Origin of the sequence: Moorena sp. SIO1G6, from assembly GCF_010672795.1 — a bacterium.
Classification (GTDB): Bacteria; Cyanobacteriota; Cyanobacteriia; order Cyanobacteriales; family Coleofasciculaceae; genus Moorena; species Moorena producens.
In genome coordinates this window covers 21,506-39,593 of the sequence record NZ_JAAHFZ010000035.1, presented here as the reverse complement: position 1 = coordinate 39,593, position 18,088 = coordinate 21,506, and the positions used below count along the sequence as shown (strand labels likewise).

At 42.3% G+C, this 18,088-nt stretch carries 14 protein-coding genes and 3 pseudogenes; 6 read left to right on the top strand and 11 right to left on the bottom strand.

The window, feature by feature from the left end; all coding sequences use genetic code 11:
- Window positions 1-630: 630 nt before the first annotated feature.
- Window positions 631-1,242: pseudogene (locus tag F6K63_RS37995) on the bottom strand (HNH endonuclease signature motif containing protein); the annotation flags it as partial.
- Window positions 1,243-1,347: 105 nt separating this feature from the next.
- Window positions 1,348-2,256 (bottom strand): annotated as a pseudogene (locus F6K63_RS25615) (reverse transcriptase domain-containing protein); the annotation flags it as partial.
- 1,218 nt (window positions 2,257-3,474) lie between these two features.
- Between F6K63_RS25615 and F6K63_RS25610 the strand changes: the two are divergent.
- Window positions 3,475-3,894 carry a hypothetical protein gene (locus F6K63_RS25610; RefSeq protein WP_287313458.1) on the top strand — a complete coding sequence of 140 codons (420 nt, stop codon included), beginning with the start codon at window positions 3,475-3,477 and terminating at the stop codon, window positions 3,892-3,894.
- 519 nt (window positions 3,895-4,413) lie between these two features.
- Here the strand turns inward: F6K63_RS25610 and F6K63_RS25605 are convergent.
- Window positions 4,414-5,310, bottom strand: coding sequence for a LysR family transcriptional regulator (locus F6K63_RS25605; RefSeq protein ID WP_287313457.1), 897 nt, complete (start codon window positions 5,308-5,310; stop codon window positions 4,414-4,416).
- 536 nt (window positions 5,311-5,846) lie between these two features.
- Between F6K63_RS25605 and F6K63_RS25600 the strand changes: the two are divergent.
- Together F6K63_RS25600 and F6K63_RS25595 are read left to right on the top strand one after the other, a co-directional pair.
- Window positions 5,847-6,564: pseudogene (locus tag F6K63_RS25600) on the top strand (nitroreductase family protein).
- 51 nt (window positions 6,565-6,615) lie between these two features.
- Window positions 6,616-7,341, top strand: coding sequence for a pirin family protein (locus F6K63_RS25595; protein ID WP_071105898.1), 726 nt, complete (start codon window positions 6,616-6,618; stop codon window positions 7,339-7,341).
- 169 nt (window positions 7,342-7,510) lie between these two features.
- Here the strand turns inward: F6K63_RS25595 and F6K63_RS25590 are convergent, their stop codons facing one another.
- From F6K63_RS25590 to patD, 6 genes are all read right to left on the bottom strand, one after another.
- Window positions 7,511-8,101, bottom strand: coding sequence for a 2OG-Fe(II) oxygenase (locus F6K63_RS25590; protein ID WP_071105899.1), 591 nt, complete (start codon window positions 8,099-8,101; stop codon window positions 7,511-7,513).
- Between the two features lie 23 nt (window positions 8,102-8,124).
- Window positions 8,125-8,724: a 2OG-Fe(II) oxygenase gene (locus F6K63_RS25585; protein ID WP_287313455.1), complete on the bottom strand. Its 600-nt coding sequence runs from the start codon at window positions 8,722-8,724 to the stop codon at window positions 8,125-8,127.
- 577 nt (window positions 8,725-9,301) lie between these two features.
- Window positions 9,302-9,526: a PEP-CTERM sorting domain-containing protein gene (locus F6K63_RS25580; RefSeq protein ID WP_502708357.1), complete on the bottom strand. Its 225-nt coding sequence runs from the start codon at window positions 9,524-9,526 to the stop codon at window positions 9,302-9,304.
- A complete protein-coding gene (locus F6K63_RS25575) occupies window positions 9,523-9,951 on the bottom strand; it encodes a hypothetical protein (protein ID WP_008190532.1) in 429 nt (142 codons plus the stop codon). The genes F6K63_RS25580 and F6K63_RS25575 overlap by 4 nt, the downstream gene beginning before the upstream one ends.
- A 33-nt stretch (window positions 9,952-9,984) precedes the next feature.
- Window positions 9,985-10,119, bottom strand: a complete 135-nt coding sequence (locus F6K63_RS25570) for a hypothetical protein (protein WP_008190529.1) — start codon at window positions 10,117-10,119, stop codon at window positions 9,985-9,987.
- Window positions 10,120-10,451: 332 nt separating this feature from the next.
- A complete protein-coding gene (gene patD, locus F6K63_RS25565) occupies window positions 10,452-10,826 on the bottom strand; it encodes a heterocyst frequency control protein PatD (protein ID WP_287313454.1) in 375 nt (124 codons plus the stop codon).
- Window positions 10,827-11,140: 314 nt separating this feature from the next.
- Here patD and F6K63_RS25560 point away from each other — a divergent pair, with 314 nt between their 5' ends.
- Window positions 11,141-13,405, top strand: a complete 2,265-nt coding sequence (locus F6K63_RS25560) for a RelA/SpoT family protein (RefSeq protein WP_287313453.1) — start codon at window positions 11,141-11,143, stop codon at window positions 13,403-13,405.
- A gap of 206 nt (window positions 13,406-13,611) precedes the next feature.
- Here F6K63_RS25560 and F6K63_RS25555 read toward each other — a convergent pair whose 3' ends face one another.
- Complete coding sequence (locus F6K63_RS25555) at window positions 13,612-14,568, bottom strand: ribonuclease Z (RefSeq protein ID WP_287313452.1); 957 nt, start codon at window positions 14,566-14,568, stop codon at window positions 13,612-13,614.
- A 491-nt stretch (window positions 14,569-15,059) separates the two neighbouring features.
- Here F6K63_RS25555 and F6K63_RS25550 point away from each other — a divergent pair, with 491 nt between their 5' ends.
- Window positions 15,060-15,266, top strand: coding sequence for a hypothetical protein (locus F6K63_RS25550; protein ID WP_287313451.1), 207 nt, complete (start codon window positions 15,060-15,062; stop codon window positions 15,264-15,266).
- 117 nt (window positions 15,267-15,383) lie between these two features.
- On the opposite strand, the gene F6K63_RS25545 is transcribed toward F6K63_RS25550, so the two are convergent.
- A complete protein-coding gene (locus tag F6K63_RS25545; RefSeq protein WP_287313450.1) occupies window positions 15,384-17,168 on the bottom strand; it encodes an iron uptake porin in 1,785 nt (594 codons plus the stop codon).
- Between the two features lie 204 nt (window positions 17,169-17,372).
- On the opposite strand from F6K63_RS25545, the gene F6K63_RS25540 reads away from it, so the two are divergent.
- A complete protein-coding gene (locus tag F6K63_RS25540; RefSeq protein WP_287313449.1) occupies window positions 17,373-17,882 on the top strand; it encodes a hypothetical protein in 510 nt (169 codons plus the stop codon).
- Window positions 17,883-18,088: the final 206 nt, after the last annotated feature.

Below are 18,088 nucleotides of genomic sequence, written 5' to 3'. Positions count from 1 at the left end.
GAATTTCCTGGCTCGCTATCCATCCCGGAGACGAAACCTTAGAATAGGGCAGCCTTAATCAATAAGTTTTAAACCTTTTATGCATAGCCGACCAACCATAAAGGCTGCCCTATTCTTGCGGTAACTTCTAACCCAACCTACAACGCACGAGGTTGGGGAATTCCGCGAGTTTTGTTAAAAACAATAGTTAAAGGGTAAATGTTGAAGGTTATTTGTAAGCATATGCGCTACGGGCAGGCTACGCGAACAGCTGTCAGCTGTCAGCCGTGAGCTTAAAATAACATTGAAAGTCTGGGGAAAAGCCCATATAAGCATATGCGCTACGGGCACCCTGCTTGAAGTGCGTGGCGTTAGCGGTCAGCTATCATGCAGACTCAATTCAGATTAAAAGAATGGTTACTTGTTGTCTTGATCCAGTCGCTCATGGTTTAAAGTTACCGTAAGAGAGTGGAGCCTTATTACAAAAGACTTAAACCTTTTACCTATAACCTGCCGACTCCGACTATAAAGGCTCCAATTAGAGTCGATGTCCCCTATTACGGGGAGCACCTCTCCTTCAGAACCGTGCATGAAACTTTCGCCTCACACGGCTCCTAGATATCCTTAGCTGAGGTGCGACCCAGGGGCAGTTTATCTGCCCATTGGAAAGCGCACCTCGCTTTTGCTCCAATGTATTTGCTGGTGGCAGCTTTGGTGAACTGCTGATAGGTTCTTTTTTGACCAGTTGTCGTGGTTTCCATCTATGTGATGAAGATGTACATCCTCGTCTTCGATCAACCTCAACCCGCAATATCCGCAGGAATGGTTTTGCTTTTTCAAAGCTTCTGACGTAGCATCGGAGTATAATCGGGAATTTCGATTACTCCAGTATACCAGGTCGCCGTCGTAGGGTGACTTGGTGCCCCTTACGTTTACGTGTTGGTTTTGTTTGTACCCCACTTTTGGGAATGCCTTTTTGCATAGTTCTGTAGCTCTATACCGACTTACTTTCTTTTCCTTTCGGAACTTTCGGTGGGCAGTGTTGCCCATGAACCATAAGGAATCCCTGCTGCTGTTCATATCACAGCTACTATGGTAGTTTCGCCAACCGCGCACGATGGGTGCTAGTTTCGTTGCTTTTATTTCAGCACCATAATTCGAGCTGTTGACCACAGTTTTAATCTTCTTCCGGATGTTTCGGTGGTTTTCCTCTGAGGGAATTGACCGAAACTTTCCGTTTTTCTGGAGGAGGAAATTCCAGCCACGGAGACGAAACCTTAGAATAAAGAAGCCTTAATTAATAATTTTTAACCCTTTTTTGCATAGTCTGTCCCCTGTAAAGGCTTCTTTATTATTACGGTAACTTCATAGGAAGTCAAACCCGTCTGTCGTTTTAGTTAACTTGGTCTTTTCTTCACTGATTTCCATTCCGCGCTCTGCTAGGAAGGCTTTAACTTTGTCTAGTATCTTCTCAGCATTGTCTTTTGGCTTAAGGATGAACACCATATCGTCGGCATATCTCAGACTGGTGTGTATGTCCTCTATTCCGTCGAGTGCGATGTTGGCTAATAAGGGACTCACTACTCCCCCTTGAGGTGTGCCTTGCTCCGGAAACTCGGGATTTACTCCTGCTTTAAGACATCGGAATATTCCCTTTTTGATAGCTGCCGGGGCTATGACGCGCTCCATGATGGAGTTATGTGAGATACGGTCAAAGCATTTTTTGATGTCTAATTCGATCACCCTTTTGTTGATTCCGTTTTTGTCCGATTTTAGATGTAGCTGTAAGCGTTTTTGTACGTCTTGAGCACATCTACCGGTGCGGAATCCGTAGCTATCTCCGCTAAAACCTGCTTCATGAGCTGGTTCTAGCGCAAACTTAATTAGACATTGCCAGGCTCGGTCAGCGATAGTTGGTATTTTCAACATTCTTACTTTTCCATTCTTTTTCGGGATTGGAATTTCACGAACTCGGCTATGCTTCCAGTCAGAGGCATGGTCGTTCAATGTTTCTACCAGTTCCATTCGCTGTCTGTAGTTGAGGCTTGACAGGCCATCAACTCCAGCCGTCTTTTTCCCTTTATTCAATTGTGTGACTTGACGGACAGCCAAAAGTTGTGCTGCACGGGATTTCAGAATCAGTTTTTGTAAAGACCGCGCCTTCTTCAGGTCACCATCTCGAATCGCTTTGAACACTCGCTTTTGTAGGCGGAATAAGTCTTGGCGGAGTTTTTTCCACTTTTGACTTTTCCAGAGGTCGCTATATCTATTGGACATGCGTCTACCTATACTCTCCTAGAGTTTGTGTTTTCTGGATACCCGCAGTCAGTTATTCGACTGCATCTTACCCGACAGTGAGGATTAAGTTTGGCATAACTTACTGAGGTTTCGACCTTTCCCCAGACTCTTTTTGCTGTCGTTTTTACTCGTTCCAACTGTTAGATTGTTTTGACGATTTAGGGCAGTCCGGAGATGAAACCTTAGAATAGTGGAGCCTTACTACAAAATTTTTAACCCTTTTACCCATAGCCGACTAACTATAAAGGCTCCACTATTCTTGCGGTAACTTCTAACCATTTTGCCTATCCTCTTCTCAGAGATTACGATTACCAGAAAGAAAGCATCGTGAGAATAAAAGGATAAAGTCTCGCATATTCTCTTCAGATTGCGGCTTGACCGTCAGACACTTTTTAAGGACTTTTGTTAATCTACCCATGTCGCCTCCCTTTTAGCGGCAGTGTGGCACATCTGATTTACCTCTGATTCCGCCCTGATGCCAGCGTCACTCTGGTGGGTTGCCGCCCACCTCGGTGTGGCCAGATAAGGAGTCACTTGTCTCTTCAAGGGGTGGACTTTCACCACCATTCAACAGTTAGTTGGGTTTTGAAGATTACTCTTCGCGCCCCTAGCTCATACCCCTCCCTACTACGGGAGGCTCCTTAGCTAGAACGAGCCGCACCTCTCTAAGGTTTCGTCTCCGGGGAAACCACGGCAGTTGCTCATGGGGGAACCCCCAAGACCGCGCTGCATTACTTATTCAAAAGCTGTTCGGTGTAGCTTGCCCAAGCGCCCATAAGCTGATAGATGATAGCTGATAGGTGACGTAACTCAACATTACGACGGTTTGCATAACTATGAGGTACAGTAACAACAATGAGCAAACCAGTTACAGGGTAAGCGCATCTTGTCAATAAACCGGGGGTAGTTCTCAATAAACCCAGTATTATTGTGCTTATTGACAATAGATTTTATACATATAGTGTTCATTAAATTAAATAAACACTATATGTAGGAATAAAAAAATTAGATGCGTTTACCCTGGCCGTAGTATCGAAGAAACCTGATTTAACCTAAACAACCTATCCCTAAAATTAAAAATATTTAAAAATTTGCATAAAAGTAAAATAAAATACTGATAACTAAATATGGGTTATTTTTAGTGTGTGTCGAGTTACTAAGATTATCATTATCTTTAAGTAATTGATAGGAGTTATTATGATTTACTTAGCTTTAATAATAGGTTTAATCCAAATAATAGCAGCTTTTATAATGATAGCAGGTCTATCTTGGTTTGTTGCCAATTTTAGCTTACTATTATTATTTATTTTTTTTGAGACTGACAAGATAATCCCTTGGGTATATATATTGTCGTTTTTAATTACATTATATTTTCTAAGAAATATATTTGATCAACCACTTTCACTTATAGGACAAACATTTTTAAAAATATATGAAGAGGTTAAACAGATTAGAGTAAGTAATTTTTATTTGATCTTGGCAGTTTCTGGGATTTTTATAACTATTTTATATAAGTTAGGGTTTCATAAAGAGGCTTTAATATTAAGTCTTGTTAGTCTTGTTATATGGTTATTGTATTTATTTATTATATGGTCTCAGGATAAGAGTAAGAATTAATAATCTTAGGTTTATTGAATAAATTAAATCTATTGTGATTACTGTTTGACAATCTCATAGAGGTTTATTCTGCTAAAGACACTTCTTATTCAATTCTCGGAGAACTTGGACTAACGGAAGTTTTTTTTAAACTCTTGGAGCTATTAATGCTGAAAGTAGTTGTAGATATTACCATTCGTACCTTACTAACTAGGATAAAATCCCCAACCATACTATAAGTACTGGTTGGGGACTGAGTACAGCGGTTTGCAATTGAGTTAGGTACAAATTCTTGGGTTTTAGGAAGCAGGGACTTCGGAGCAGGGAAGTCGGAAGTCGGAAGTGGGCAAACAATCCTGTGTACCTGATAGTTATGCAAACCGCCGTATTCTAAGCTGATGTGCATTTAAATTGGTTGTTCCCTGTTCCCTGTTCCCTTTTCCCTGTTCCCTTTGAGCAATTTAGGTATCCCAATCTAAATGCTGAACAGCTTAATACTTATCTCTTTTATTAAAAAGCTGACAGCTGACGGCTGAATGCTTACAGATTGGCTGTATCTCTAACTACTTGTAAAAACTGCTCAAGAGTAGGACAAGGATTAGTAATACGCCATGCGATCGCTAACACAATCTCTGCTGTAGAAGGTTGTACTGAGCGATACACTACCCCATCTCGACGAAAACGTCTGATCGAATTGGGCAATAGAGCAATTCCCATACCCGCTGCCACAAATCCCAACATCAGTTGGGTTTCATTGGTTACTTGACTCACCTCAGGAGTAAAGCCAGCCTGGTGACAAACACGAATCACCGCCGAATATAAACCACATTGATCAGTATTTAATCCCAGAATAAACGGTTCATCCTGGAGTTGCTGTAGTTGCACCTGATCTTGACTAGCTAGGGGATGAGTTTCAGATACCGCCAACACCAAAGGTTCTCGCAGAATCGTTTCCACCATCAGTGATTCATCCACCTTGCGAGGCACAATAAAACCCAAATCAATCCGTTGCTCCAACAATGCCTGAACTTGTTCCCCAGTTGACATCTCCTTCGCCACAATGTGTACATCAGGGAATTGCTGCTTATAAGCTTGAATCGATAACGGGACAATATCAGCTGAAGAAAACCCCTCAAACCCCAAGATAATCTGGCCAATTTCCCCACGACTAGCTCGCTGAGTCACTTGGACACCCAAATCCACCTGCTTGAGGATCCTTCGCGCCTCTAACACCAACGCCCTACCAGCTTCAGTTAGTTGAATCTGGGGCTTGGTACGATGAAAAAGCTGTACCCCCAAGCTTTCCTCAAGGCGTTTAATTTGACGACTCAGAGGCGGTTGAGCAATATGAAGCCGCTCTGCAGCTCGCCCAAAATTCATCTCTTCCGCCACGACCAGAAAAGTCTTAAGATGATTAAGTTCAATGTTAGATAGCATCAGTCATACCTTTCGAGGTATCAAGTCCCTCCAAAAATTATATTAGACAAAATTCAAATTACTACCTAAGCTAGTAATATAAGCTTCTATGGAGTAAAAACATCAAGTAATTAAGAGCATAAACTGCGTTACCAAATTCTAGAATTAGCCAGGGTAATAGCTCCTAGTTAATAGGTAATTTATAAAACTATAGTTGAGAGGATAAAGATAGTCATAAAGTGCGAATTAATTGCTTATTTATTCAACACTAGATATCAAATTTTTGCTTGGTATTGATATCTAGTTTGACCTAGTGGTGCGTTACGGGACGGGCTTTACCAACGCTTACTACCAGGTGGAAAATGAGTTCGAGCCCTTCGGTGGTGCGTTACGGGGCTATTGGCTACGAAGTTGAAATGATGGCAAGGCGCACCCCTAACGCACCCTACACACTTTAACCTTCAACCTGTAAACCTTCAACCTGTAAACCTTCAACCTGTAAACCTTCAACTTATCAACTTTAAACCTATCAACTTTAAACCTTCAAATAACTAACTATGAACGAACTATCACCCTCAATGGGATTAAAAGAAGCAATAGAAAAGCGTCGTGCTGCCCGTTCATTTCGTCCTGATCCAATTCCCAAAGAAATCTTAACAGAAATTTTTCGCTTAGGAGTGCGATCGCCTTCCGGTTTTAATTTACAACCCTGGCGCTTTATAGTCGTACAAGAGGAAGCTAACAAAGAAAAATTAAGAGCCTGTGCCTTTGATCAGCGTCAAGTAACAGAAGCTCCAGTTGTATTAATTTGTTGTGGCGATAGCCGAGTTAATCAAACCGATTACATTGAATCGGTGATTGAACTTGGTAAAGATGCTGGTGGAGTCAATGATGCTTATGCAGATATTATGCGTAGCTCCATTCCTCAATTGTTTGAGTATCATCCCTCGTTTCAATCCACCGAAGCCTGGACAAATCGTCACACTATGTTAGCCGTTGCTCATTTAATGATTGTGGCAAAAAGCTTTGGGGTTGATACCTGTCCCATGGAAGGATTTGTGTCTGCTCAAATTAAAGAAGCATTTAACATTCCTGCGGAAGTAGATGTGTGTTGTTTACTCCCCATGGGATACGCCGCTGAACCCTGTCTTGATGCAGTCGCTCATGGGGGAAACCCCCAAGACCGCGCTGCATCGCTTTAAACTCTATGGTGGACGGTTTTATATCGAACAAGTTTACTATGGGGAGAGCTTTGGAGAATCATTCCAAGTGTAGTACTCCTCAAAGTTTATTAATGACTAATTACAAGATTTGGAAACAAACCCGATGACTGTAACCACAAACAATCAGAAAGTAATCAAAATTCGTAAATCCTCTGAAAGAGGACATGCTAATTACGGTTGGCTTGATTCTTACCACACCTTTTCCTTTGCCAACTATTACGACCCCGCTCATATGGGATTTCGTAAACTGCGGGTAATTAATCAAGACCGGATTAAAGGTGGAAGTGGCTTTGGAACTCACTCCCATAGAGATATGGAAATTATTTCCTATGTCCTAGAAGGAGCCCTTGAGCACAAAGATACCCTTGGCAATACAACAGTTATTCGTCCTGGTGAAGTGCAACGGATGAGTGCAGGAAAAGGTATTGCCCACAGTGAGTATAATTATTCAGCCGCTGACATCGCCCATTTTCTGCAAATCTGGATTTTACCGAATCAAACTCGATTAACACCAAGCTACGAGCAGAAATTTTATGCACCAGAAGAAAAGCAGAATCAATTAAGATTAGTTGCTTCACAGGACGGACGAGATGGTTCTGTGAGCATTCATCAAGATGTTAATGTCTATGCCACAAACCTGGATGCTGGTGCATCAGTAATTTACCAAGCTAATCAAGATCGTCATATTTGGGTACAAGTAGCACGAGGTCAGGTTAAGTTAGATAATTACTTGCTACAAGCTGGTGATGGTGCTGCTATTTCTCAAGCAGAATCTGTGATATTAGTGGGTCAAGAGCAAGCAGAGGTGTTGCTGTTTGATTTGGCCTGAATCCAGTGAGCATCTGTAAATCTGAAGTTACCGGTTTTCTATTGGCTAAAACCTTGATTGTTAATTTCACCTGGGTAAGTCCTATCGCCATTCTTGATAGCGGTAAACAAAAAGGGTTTCAGGCTAGATTGCCCCTGGTGACAGCTTGGCTAGTTCTACTCCTGATCGATCAAACTCCATCGAAGATCGGACTATTAATCCAAGCTACTAGAGCAAAGCGGGTTCCTCGTGTAACGGGCTGTACCTGGTGAATCCAACTGGATGGGAAGAGTGTTGCTGAGCCTTGCTCTGTGCTAGCCACTTGTCCAGCTTTCCTAAAGATGAGACTTCCCCCCTCATAGTCTTCAGGTGGGCTAAGTTGAACGACAATGCTGATACGGCGTCCACCAATTACACCTTTGTTGACATCAGTATGTTCCTTATAATGACCTCCGATCCCGTAACGTAGGAGAACAATTGGTTCTGAAAATTCCCTCTCAATGTTGAAGTTGAATACCTCATTAGCCTGATCTGCACATGCGATTAGGCGTTGATAAAGCCAACTATACTCAGTTAATTGAGGGATCTTGAGAAGATGTGCCCATCGATAAGAACGGTCAATTACTTGCTTAGAGTAGTCATGACCGACACGAATTTTTGCTTCTTCCAACTCGTGCTTCGCTGCATCTTCAACCAGATCAACACACTCTCCAATAGAGAGAACTCCAGGGAAGGTCATTAAATGTTGATGAGGGGGTTGAGGGCTTACAACAATAGACATCAGATAATTTCCTATGGGACAATTTAATGTTTTATAGAGAGAAAAGCTACAAGAGTCCGTCGTTCCCCTCGGACAACAGGAGTCACCTCGTGGAGTAGATCACCTGCACTGAGTACCATCTGAGTTGACAAAGGATGATATACATAGGAAGACCCTCCTTCATCATAAACAACTAGATCGCCACCTTCATCAGCTTCCTGAAGATGAATAATAATTGCTAAATGTCGCAGTGGATCGGAATCATTATCATAGTGAGCACCAATATAGCCTCCAGGTCTCATAACATTCAACTGAATGCGTCGAATTTCTAGAAATTTAGCACAGGTTATGAACTGAAAAAAGGCCTTCATTGGCTCCTTCAGGAGGATATTTTCAATCACTGTGGCAGTAGAGGTAAGAGTTTGTAGATAAGGTGTATCGGTCTTCAGACGACCCACTTCTAAGTTGTGAGTTTCCCCTCTGTCACCCACAGTAACTGAGCTAGTAGCAGTCTTGCGGGAAATATTAAGAATACATTGATAGTCTTCAGCGGTCATTGGAGTTTCATTAAGGGATAGAACCAAGACTCCATACTTGGCAAACTTATAGCGCAAATCACTATACTGAGAACTAAGCTCCAACATCTAAGTTTCTTCTAGCCTCTAAAAACTCTTTCTTGAACACCAAAACCTCCAGGATGGTTAAGCTGAAGATGTAGAGCATAAGACTGATAGCATAAAATCTATTCTTCAGTCAACTTTTACCCTGGCTTGATCATACAATCACTAGACTGATAGCATAAAATCCATTCTTCAGTCAACTTTCCCCCTGGTTTGATCATACAATCACTCAATATTCCTGGGCATCACTATTGAATCATGTTTCGGTAAAACCCAAAATCTCGATTTTACCGAGTCAAACAACACAACTGAGATGCACCCATTATTAATAGCGGTAAACATAGATAGTGTGTAGGAAACATTGCTGTATTCCTACACACTAGTTTTGATTTATATTGTCTATTCAGATGATAACTAATAATATGACTACGTTCTGGTAATAGGTAATAGGTAATAGGTAATGTGTAATGGGTAATGGATAATGGATAATAGATAATGGATAATGGGAAATGGGTAATAGTAAGCCAATAACCAATGACCAATAACCAATGCCCAATTACCAAGTAACTATCTTTAGCCTTCTTTTCCCTCAGTCTTATGACTAGGATTTTTTACCTTGGCGTTTCTGTACTGACGTTAACCCCATAACTCCGAACGCAAACAGCGTACCTACTAAAGTTCCTGGTTCTGGTGTGGATACACTGCCTGATGCTGGACTCGGTGTGTATGTGAGTCCCTTGAGAACAAAGACCACATCGTTAAAGTCTTGGTCTCCTGACTCATGGGCTTGCTCTGATATCCAATCGTCTTCAAATCCTAGCATCACAAACTTTTCCCCTCCAAATTCAACTTCATAACCCAAGAGATGATGAATCCGTCGAGATTGAATCTGCCGAGCTTGAATTCGTCGCGGATTTTTTCCCGATTGGAACCAAAGTACTTGTCGTTTTCACGATTATCATTGTACCCATCGGACTTTATGAAAAACTCAATAAAGGTGTCACCGACAAAATTCCCCAGATTTACACCTTGACCAAGTGCCAAAAGACCATCGTCGTTAGGGAGAATGCTCAAGGGAGAGGAAACATCATCAAAAACTATTTCTTTACTGTTACCATTATCCACAGAATAGAATAGTTGATTTCTGAAACCGGCTCCTTCGTTGATAAAAAAGACTTCCACATCGTTGGCACCACTTTCCCAGCGCAGAAAATTAAAATCGATTTCAGGCAAATCCTCTTGATTTATCATTAATCTTTCTTCATTTACGAAATCGTTAAAGTATTACCACTGCTCATAGGTTAGTTTTGGTACGTAATTCCCTGAATTGCTATACTGTTGATTGTATTCTTGCTCAGATACATTTGCAGATGCTTGATTGGCAGAATACAAAACTCCTAAAACAGTAGCGGTCGCCATTAATCCAGAAAGCAGTTTATATTTAATGAAATTGACTTAACTGATTAGACACTTCGTGGTTGTATAAATTAGGGAGTATAGAGCTGTTTTGTCTGTGCATTCCCTCTTATTTATCAGTGTCTCTGTCCGATGTATAGCGTTTCCTTTATGATTCGTGAAATATATTGGCCGAAGCTATCGCTATAACCCAAGCCCTGCAAGGATTTACGATTTTACCAATTTTACAAATGATTTAGGATTGCTATATGCGATCGCGTTTATGAAGATTTGATGCCAGGTTTAACTTTTGTATAAATTTTAAGGATGATAGCTGAATGCTTACGCTAGGAGTATTATGGTTGTTCCTGAGATTGTTGCAGCCACCCTTGGCAGTACTGAATCAGGGTCCCAATGCGATCGCATACTCCCTTCTGCCTTAATTTGGCTGTCTGGGCACTCCGGGATGCCTGCAGAAGCATCAGGTCATTTTCCAATAATCGGATCTGTTTGTGAATTTCCGTTTTTAGGGACTGCCATCGAGAGGCATAATCCAGAGGTATGTCTGAGGCACTAATACTAGCGATCTGAGTGATGAACAGCCCCTTTAGTGCTTGAAACTGCTCCTGAATTGCTGATCGGGCCACATCATCAGCGCCAACTTGGTAGTACATTTGTTCTAGGGCTGCTTGGAATTCCCGTAATGCTTGATTATGTGATTGAGATAACATTGTGAGCCCTATTAGCGTAAAATTATAAATGTAAAGAATTTTTTCTTTTTAAAGACAGGGCAGTTACCAAACCAACAATTTGGCTCTGCCACTTAAATATTGGAGGAAGCTTCCATCTCTTTGAACTTGAGCATCCGGACAGCATTCTGGCTTGACGAAAAAGGAGGGTGAGAGGAAGCTTTACTTAAACCGACTGCTGAGAAGGGTTTGGCTGCATCGACAAGCTTGCCACCCTTCTGAGTCAGTACTCATTTTGGTAGACTTCGGTTTTCCTAGACTCCGGTATCTATTTTTTCTCTGAGGGGCAAATAATTATGGACGCGATCGCCACCTACTCTATTTTGAATTTTAACGTCGAGATTCCTGACTGGCTGCAAGATTGCTTAAGAGCCGCTTCATCAGCGGCAGAGGAACCAGTCGGTGATCATACTTTGTTAATCGCTGAGGCATTTAAATTTGCTTACCAACTCCATCAAGGCCAGTCCCGCAAATCAGGAGAGCCTTACATTGCCCATCCTGTTGCAGTGGCTGATTTATTAAGGGATTTGGGAGGCAACTCTACTATGATAGCGGCTGGATTCCTCCATGATGTAGTTGAAGATACGGAAATTACTCCAGAAGAAATAGAATCCCGGTTCGGAGTGGAGGTACGAAATTTAGTAGAAGGGGTAACCAAACTATCTAAATTCAACTTCTCGAGTAAAACTGAGCGTCAAGCCGAGAACTTCCGCCGGATGTTCCTGGCCATGGCAGCAGATATTAGGGTAATCGTTGTCAAACTGGCAGATCGATTACATAATATGCGGACGTTGGAATACTTGAAGCCACAAAAACAGGGTCAGATTGCCCAAGAAACTCGAGATATCTTTGCCCCCCTAGCCAATAGGTTAGGAATTGGTTGCTTCAAGTGGGAACTAGAAGATTTAGCCTTTAAGTATCTCGAAAGGGATGCTTATCGGGAAATTCAGTCGTTGGTAGCAGAAAGACGCTCAGACCGGGAACAGCGCCTCAAGGAAGTCTCAGAACTTTTGCGAGAGCGCATTCAGAAAACCGGTGTTCATTGCGTTGATATTAGTAGTCGCCCCAAGCACCTGTATGGAATATATCAGAAAATGCAGCGGCAGAACAAGGGGTTTCATGAAATCTATGATATTGCTGCAATGCGCGTGATTGTGGAAACCAAAGAGGAATGCTACCGAGCCTTAGCGGTTGTTCATGATCTGTTTAGACCAATTCCAGGTCGGTTTAAAGATTATATTGGTTTACCTAAACCTAATCGCTATCAATCCCTCCATACCGGAGTGATTGGGTTTAATGGTCGCCCGATTGAAGTCCAAATTCGCACCCTGGAAATGCACCATGTGGCGGAATGGGGTATTGCTGCTCACTGGAAGTATAAGGAAACCGGTGGCTCTAATACCACCAAATTCACGGCTGATGATGAAAAGCTGACTTGGCTGCGGCAGTTATTGGAATGGCAGAAAGACCTCAAAGATGCTCAGGAATACATGGAAAACATCAAAGATAACTTATTTGATGAAGATGTCTATGTATTTACACCAGATGGTGACGTAGTTGCTTTGAGCCGGGGAGCAACGGCCGTAGACTTCGCCTATCGGATTCATACCGAGGTGGGAAACCATTGTGCTGGTGTACGAGTTAATGGCGAATGGCGGGTACTCGATTGTCCTCTCAAGAATGGGGATATTGTAGAAATTATCACCACCAAAAACGCTCACCCTAGTCTAGATTGGCTCAACTTTGTGGTAACAGCCAGTGCCAGAAATCGTATTCGGCAATGGTTTAAGCGATCGCATCGGGAAGAAAATGTGGCTCGGGGTCGGGAACTCTTAGAGAAGGAACTTGGGAAAAAAGGATTTGAAGCCTTGCTCAAATCAGCACCAATGCAAATTGTGGCGGAGCGCTGTAACTACCACAAAGTAGAGGATTTACTGGCTGGCCTGGGTCATGGTGCAGTGACACTCAACTTTGTAGTGAAACGACTAAGGGAAGAACTACACGCTGGTTTAGACAATCAGCCAGAAGAAAGTGAAGTTATCCAACAGTATTCTAGCTCTACCCCCATTAATCTCCAATCCCAACTTCCTAGTAAGACACATCCTATTGCTGGTGTAGAAGGACTACTGTATCGCCTGGCTGCATGTTGTAACCCCTTACCGGGAGAATCTATTATTGGGGTAGTCACTCGCACTAAGGGGATTTCCATTCATCGGCAAGGATGTGTGAATGTGGAAAATGTTTTAGGAGAAAGACTAGTACCGGTCAGCTGGAATCCCACTGATGTCGATAACGGACGTCCCCAAACCTACCCGGTAAATGTGCAAATTGAAGTCATTGACCGGGTTGGTGTCTTCAAAGACATTCTCTCTCGCTTAAGTGACCAAAACATTAATGTCCGTAAAGCTCAAGTCAAAACTCAGTATGGCAAACCAGCTCTAATTGACCTGTGCATTGATATTCTCGATCACCAACAACTCAACTGCAGCTTTGCCAAAATCCAACAAATGAGCGATGTGTTAAATATCCGACGTGTTTCTCAGGTGGAGGAATGTAATTGAAGGTAATAAGCTTAGGAGGTAATAAGCTTAGGAGGTAATAAGCTTAGGAGGTTAGGAGGTTGAAGGTTAGGAGGTTTAAGGTTAGGAGGTTGAAAGTTAGGAGGTTGAAAGTTAGAAGGTTAACAATCAACAGTCAAGATTTAACTCAACAGTCAAGATTCAACAGTCAAGATTCAACAGTCAAGATTCAACTCAACAGTCAAGATTCAACAAACCACTTGTTTTTCTTCTGAACGTCGTCTAGGCACTTCATAGGTGAAGAAATCATGGGCTAAGATGGTATTTGGGAAAATTGCCCGTGCTTCTTGAAGCAAATCATCTAACCTCAGGGGGTTTCCTGGAGCATAACGAGGACTGAAATGGGTCATAATTAGCTGTTTGACTCCTGCACCAAGGGCAACTTGAGCTGCCATGGTAGAAGTAGAATGTAAGCGCTCAATAGCCATCTGAGCGTCTTGATGGGCAAAAGTAGCTTCGTGAATCAACACATCTCCATCCTTTGCTAGTTCAATAGCCTGCTCACAGAAGATAGTATCGGTACAATAAACCACTTTACGACCAGTTTCGGGTACTCCACACAAGTCAATACCCTGAATCTTACGCCCATTAGGTAGGGTAATCGTTTCTCCCCGTTTGAGTTTACCGTAAAGAGGACCAGACGGAATTCCTAATGCGATCGCTTTTTCGACATTAAACCTGCCCGGTCGGTCTTTTTCACATATTCGATAGCCAAAGGCTGGCACACGATGCTCCAGGGGTAGACAGCTAACGGTAAATTCCTGGTCTTCGTAGACTAAACCAGGTTTTATTGTGTGAACCTTGAAGGGGAATGCCAAATGGGTGCGAGAGTATTTTAGGCAAGCTTGGAGATAACTATCTAAACCTGGTGGTCCATAAATATCAACCCTGTCGATGTTTCCCGCTAAGCCACAGCTTGCCAACAGACCTGGCATACCAAAAATATGGTCGCCGTGGAGGTGGGTAATGAACATTCGTCTGATCTGGCTGGTTTTCAGGTCACTCCGCAAAAGTTGATGCTGAGTACCTTCGCCACAGTCAAACAGCCAGACTTCTGCACGCTGAGGTAAGCGCAGCGCTACACTGGACACATTGCGCGATCGCGTTGGGACTCCGGAGCTAGTTCCTAAAAATGTAATTTCCACGCAGCCTGTTTTTGAATGTTCTTGTCTTGACTCTTCTATATATAGTACACAGCCTGAGTCCGATAGTCTCGAAGAGTGGGTAGGATATCACCGGGTCAGCCATCAGCTTTCAGCTTTCAGCTATCAGCCATCAGCTATCAGCTATCAGCTATCAGATTTCAGCTTTCAGATTTCTGCTTTCTGCTATCAGCTATCAGCTATCAGCCATCAGCTATCAGCTATCAGCTTTCTGCTATCAGCCATCAGCTTTCAGCTTTCTGCTATCAGCCATCAGCTTTCAGCTTTCTGCTATCAGCTTTCTGCTATCAGCTTTCTGCTATCAGCTTTCTGCTATCAGCTTTCTGCTATCAGCTTTCTGCTATCAGCTTTCTGCTATCAGCTTTCTGCTATCAGCTTTCTGCATATGCTTAGATGGACTTTCCTGGTGACTTTCAATTCTCATTAATCTCGAAAATTATAGCGTTGATCACAGTCATGAGGTACAGTATTATTTGAAGCTGATTCCCTGTCTTGATGCAGCGCATCCCTATTACCCATTACCCATTACCTATTACCTATTACCTATTACCTATTACCCATTACCCATTACCTATTACCCATTACCTATTACCTATTACCTATTACCCATTACCTATTACCTAAAATCCCGAAATTGTGTACCTCATAGCTATGAGAATTGCTATATACCGTTCCCGTAGCGTGGCCATAGGCCAAACAGGTTTATTTCAAGCTGACGGCTGACAGCACCTCAAGTAGCGTGAGCTTTCAGCTGAGGGCTGAGGGCTGAGGGCTGAGGGCTGATTGCTTACAACAAATCAAAAAATAAATTTAGTTTTTAACATTGGTACTACGATACTATTGTTGTTACTGTTGTGTTCTGGAGATATAATTACAAATAGACCGGGAGTGATGGAGATATTGTCATTAATTTGGTAGCGATAAAAGGTTTCTAAGTGGATAGATACATCCAAATCTTGACGACTGTTAATATCATTTTCAGCTAGTCTAGGAGGCATTCCAAACACGAAACCTAATTCATTGCCTTCTTTGCCTAAATCGGGAAATGCCATGGTGATAGCCCAAGTCCAGATATCAGCTTTAGCCCCCTTTGAGCCATCCAAACCGCTTTGGCGGGGAGAGGATTCGGCGTTGGCATTGATATAACTAAGCCAACCCCCAAGGGCAAAACCAGGACTAAGTCGATATCTCCCTTGTAAGCCAAACCCATTAGCGGAGGTGGCGGTTTGATCACCAAAGGGTGCTTGGGAAAATTGACTGCCAGTACTGCCAGTGACATCAATTCCTGAGTTGGGTTCAGGAGAATAGTAATGGACATAATTCAATCCAATCCCTAAGCGCTGATTTGGTGTTAAGGTTAGCTGAGTAAAAGCACCAAATTGACCATTAAATAGTCCATTACCTTCGGTGGGATTAGAGATACTAGCGGCACTACCTAGATAAGCTAAACTGATTCTAATGGAGTCATTAAATTGATAACGAATAGCAGCTCCACCACCTTCAGCTAGGCGATAAACGGGGTTATGTACTCCAAAACGGGAGAGGGCTGAGACGGGATTGAGGGGGTCAGTAATCTCATCGGCTGACAGACCGGCTGCTGCAATATGGGCTTGAATGCGATCGCTAATCGGGAATCGGTAATATAGTTCGGTTAAGACAAATTCCTGGTCAGTATCTGTCTCAAAGTCATAGAGGGTCATGTCTGTGCCATCAAGGGGGTTATTAAATTCAGGCACATCGGTGGTATCGATTCTAGTGCGTAACAGGTCTTTACCGGTGAAACTGGTATCAAAGGATAATAGGGCAAGACCTGTGAATGTAGTGGTAAGACTATCGTCTTGAGTTGGATTACTGCAACAAGGGGCAGCTTTGTTATCAGTGAAGTAGTCAATTAGGATAAAGTCTACTTCGCCATTGAGCTTAGTAGTGGTGGAAAACTCAGTAATTTCGACTTCAGCAGTACGAGCGGTGACAGCATCGAGGTTACCACGCAGTCGAGCTAGTTCCAGGGTAAACTCTGATTGCAAACGCTTGATTGCTTCTAGATCCTCTTTAAAGTAGGACGATGCCAAATTGGGAGCAACAATTATCTTACTGAGCTGATCGAAACAGGCATTGAGAGCAGCAGCAAATTCATAACGGTTGAGGGGACTATTGCCACGATAGCTACCATCAGGATATCCTGCCATACAACCGTAGCGCTCTACGATAGATTGTAAGGCTTGGAATGCCCAATCTGTGGGCTGGACATCCGATAACTGGGATACTGATGTGACCTGATCCATCGGATCATCTGTCTGTTCGATATTGGGTTCGAGATTGGGAGTTAGTTCATTCTCAAACTCTTGTGTAGTTGTTGGTAATTCCGTTGTTGGTGATCCTAGGAACAACTGGGAAACAGGTGTCACCTGCTCCATCACGCCCACAGAGATGGGGGGAAGTAACTCTACTGCTACGGATAATTCCTGGGCTGTTGTAGACTTTGGTTGAGATTCATTGGCTAGACCATTGGGAGTTAGTAGAAACGCTGCAGCGATCGCAGCTGGAGTTACATGGGGCAAGCTCCAAGTCAGTTTGGGCATTGGTTAAATAGTTCACTTTTCACACCGAAACTATTATATTGGCGCAAATTTCAGCAATTTGCCCAGTAGGGTGGTGGTAACAGGGGTGTTTTCTTAGATTAGGGTCAAAGGGGAAGTGTCGGAAGTGTGGGGGGAGAGGAGTTAGATATCCAACCGCTGTTGTTACACTCAAATTGATTCGAACTGGCTTATACCGCTTGTATTATGAATAACCGCTTACGTCAATTTTATCAATTTTTTTTAAATAATGTAGTCTTAGCTATAGTGGTAGGACTCTTAACTAATGCTATTGGAGCTTGGATAGCCGAATTATTAAATAATCAAGAATCGTTTAAGCAGTATAAAGCCTTTAGTATGTTGGTTTTTATACTATTTACACCCATAGCTAGTAAGTATTTATTTAAAAGATTAAATTTAGGACTGAATAAAATAGCGTCAGTTAGCTTAATCATATTACTGATGGTAGTGGAAGCAAGTCTATTTAGCGTTCTTCCCACTAAAACAGTAAAATTACCTGAAAAATTTGACAATTACCCAGACATAGCGCAAGTTTTTGAAATCAAAAATATAGGTAAACCTAATAGTTTAAAGAAAGTCTCGATACATAAAGCGGAAGCAAGAGGTATAATTAGAAAATCACTGCTTCAACCTAATGAATTACAGTTGTTGCTTAGTGATGTAGAATTTATCAAGTACGAAAAAAAATTCAGGTAACTTATCGATAGAAACTATCGAGGATATATCCAATACAATATTAATTATAAGCCTGATTGTATTGGAAATTTTGAAATGGAATCTCAAATAGTTGACTATTCCTTTAGACCTGGTAGTGGAATCTTATCCTTTGTGATAGGATTCATAGAAACAGAATATTTGGTGCCTCGACAACGAACTTATGTTATTAATCTAATAGAGGACAT

Coding starts and splice junctions, on each gene's coding strand:
- F6K63_RS25610 (WP_287313458.1), top strand. CDS start 3,475: ATGATTTACTTAGCTTTAATAATAGGTTTAATCCAAATAATAGCAGCT.
- F6K63_RS25605 (WP_287313457.1), bottom strand. CDS start 5,310: ATGCTATCTAACATTGAACTTAATCATCTTAAGACTTTTCTGGTCGTG.
- F6K63_RS25595 (WP_071105898.1), top strand. CDS start 6,616: ATGACTGTAACCACAAACAATCAGAAAGTAATCAAAATTCGTAAATCC.
- F6K63_RS25590 (WP_071105899.1), bottom strand. CDS start 8,101: ATGTCTATTGTTGTAAGCCCTCAACCCCCTCATCAACATTTAATGACC.
- F6K63_RS25585 (WP_287313455.1), bottom strand. CDS start 8,724: ATGTTGGAGCTTAGTTCTCAGTATAGTGATTTGCGCTATAAGTTTGCC.
- F6K63_RS25575 (WP_008190532.1), bottom strand. CDS start 9,951: ATGATAAATCAAGAGGATTTGCCTGAAATCGATTTTAATTTTCTGCGC.
- F6K63_RS25570 (WP_008190529.1), bottom strand. CDS start 10,119: ATGGCGACCGCTACTGTTTTAGGAGTTTTGTATTCTGCCAATCAAGCA.
- patD (WP_287313454.1), bottom strand. CDS start 10,826: ATGTTATCTCAATCACATAATCAAGCATTACGGGAATTCCAAGCAGCC.
- F6K63_RS25560 (WP_287313453.1), top strand. CDS start 11,141: ATGGACGCGATCGCCACCTACTCTATTTTGAATTTTAACGTCGAGATT.
- F6K63_RS25545 (WP_287313450.1), bottom strand. CDS start 17,168: ATGCCCAAACTGACTTGGAGCTTGCCCCATGTAACTCCAGCTGCGATC.
- F6K63_RS25540 (WP_287313449.1), top strand. CDS start 17,373: ATGAATAACCGCTTACGTCAATTTTATCAATTTTTTTTAAATAATGTA.